This window comes from Kitasatospora sp. NPDC048545 (assembly GCF_040651155.1).
Lineage (GTDB): Bacteria > Actinomycetota > Actinomycetes > Streptomycetales > Streptomycetaceae > Kitasatospora.
The window spans coordinates 1-1472 of record NZ_JBEZIQ010000172.1 but is presented as its reverse complement, the minus strand read 5'-3'; the positions used below and the strand labels follow the sequence as shown (position 1 = coordinate 1472).

The 1472-nt window shown below is 70.6% G+C and carries 2 protein-coding genes; both read left to right on the top strand.

All coding sequences use genetic code 11. The annotated features are described in order from the left end of the window. Positions 1–4 precede the first annotated feature (4 nt). Positions 5–82, top strand: coding sequence for a potassium-transporting ATPase subunit KdpA (locus AB0D10_RS46300; protein ID WP_360269146.1), 78 nt, complete (start codon positions 5–7; stop codon positions 80–82). Beyond that, positions 82–1472: potassium-transporting ATPase subunit KdpB (gene kdpB / locus AB0D10_RS46295; protein ID WP_360269143.1), on the top strand; the 1391-nt coding region annotated here is incomplete at its 3' end. The genes AB0D10_RS46300 and kdpB, both read left to right, overlap by 1 nt.

Genomic DNA, 1472 nt, shown 5'->3' with positions numbered 1-1472 from the left:
GGGCGTGATCCTGATCGTCGTCGGCCTCACCTACTTCCCGGCCCTGGCCCTCGGGCCGCTCGCGGAAGGTCTCTCCTCCTGATGTCCACCCCCACCCTTAGTCCTGCACCGGTCGACAAGACCGAGAACGCGGCACCGCACAGAGTCTCCAGCGGGCTGCTGGACCCGAAACTCCTCCTCTCCTCGCTGCCGGACGCGGTGAAGAAGCTCGATCCCCGGGTGATGGTCAAGAACCCGGTGATGTTCGTGGTCGAGGTGGGCTCGGTGGTCACCACGATCTCCGCGATAGCCGACCCGTCCGTGTTCGCCTGGTCGATCACGGTGTGGCTGTGGCTGACCACGGTCTTCGCCAACCTGGCGGAAGCCGTCGCCGAGGGGCGCGGCAAGGCGCAGGCCGACACCCTGCGCAAGACCAAGACCGAGAGCGTCGCCCGCCGCCTGCTGGACTGGCCCAGGAGCCAGGCCGAGGAGGAGGTGCCCGGCACCGCGCTCCAGCTGGGCGACCACGTGGTGGTCGAGGCCGGTCAGGTCATCCCCGGTGACGGTGACGTCGTCGAGGGCGTCGCCTCGGTGGACGAGTCGGCGATCACCGGTGAGTCCGCGCCGGTGATCCGCGAGTCCGGCGGCGACCGCAGCGCTGTCACCGGCGGTACCAAGGTGCTGTCCGACCGGATCGTGGTGAAGATCGCCTCGGAGCCCGGCAAGTCCTTCATCGACCGGATGATCGCCCTGGTCGAGGGCGCCGCCCGGCAGAAGACGCCGAACGAGATCGCGCTCAACATCCTGCTGGCCTCGCTGACCATCGTCTTCCTGGTCGCCGTCGTCACGCTCCAGCCGATGGCCACGTTCGCGGGCGCCCCGCAGTCGATGATCGTGCTGGTCGCCCTGATCGTGGCGCTCATCCCGACCACCATCGGCGCGCTGCTCTCCGCCATCGGCATCGCCGGCATGGACCGCCTGGTGCAGCGCAACGTGCTGGCGATGTCCGGGCGCGCCGTCGAGGCCGCCGGGGACGTCAACACCCTGCTGCTCGACAAGACCGGCACCATCACCCTGGGCAACCGCCAGGCCGCCGAGTTCCTGCCCGCCGAAGGTGTCGAGATCGGCGAGCTGGCGGACGCCGCGCAGCTGTCCTCGCTCGCCGACGAGACGCCGGAGGGCCGCTCGATCGTCGTCCTCGCCAAGACCGAGTACGGCCTGCGGGCCCGCGCACAGGGCGAGCTTGCCCACGCGACCTGGGTCCCGTTCACGGCCCAGACCCGCATGTCGGGCGTGGACGTGGACGGCGTGCAGGTCCGCAAGGGCGCGGCCGGCTCGGTCGCCAACTGGGTGACCGACAACGGCGGTTCGGTCGGATCGGACGTCGCGCAGCTGGTGGACGGCATCTCGGCGGCCGGTGGCACCCCGCTGGTCGTGGCGACGAGGACGGGTGGCAGGCCCGCCCGCGTCCTCGGGGTGATCCACCTCAAGGA